The 259-nt window shown below is 72.2% G+C and carries 1 protein-coding gene; it reads right to left on the bottom strand.

What is annotated here, in order from left to right:
* Positions 1–240: helix-turn-helix transcriptional regulator (locus EOD29_RS32860; protein ID WP_164763998.1), on the bottom strand; the 240-nt coding region annotated here is incomplete at its 3' end.
* Positions 241–259 lie beyond the last annotated feature (19 nt).

Raw genomic sequence — 259 nt, 5'->3', positions numbered from 1 at the left:
CTCGGGTGCGGGAACGGCGGCACCGGCCGGCGGCGTGGGGGAGACGCCGAGCAGCTCATCGATCGAGATGCCGAGGTGGGTCACCATCGCGTAGAGGGTCGAGACCGAGGGCTGCGTCTTGCCCGTCTCGACCTGCGAGATCAGGCTCGCCGAGACGCCCAGCGAGCTGGCGACGCTGCGCAGGCTCATGCCGCGCTGCAGCCGCGCGTCGCGCAGCCTGCTGCCGATGTCGTCGGTCATGTCCGCGCCTCCTCGTCCG

The organism is Mesorhizobium sp. M1A.T.Ca.IN.004.03.1.1 (assembly GCF_003997555.1).
Classification (GTDB): domain Bacteria; phylum Pseudomonadota; class Alphaproteobacteria; order Rhizobiales; family Rhizobiaceae; genus Mesorhizobium.
This window is presented reverse-complemented; position numbering and strand designations above follow the sequence as displayed.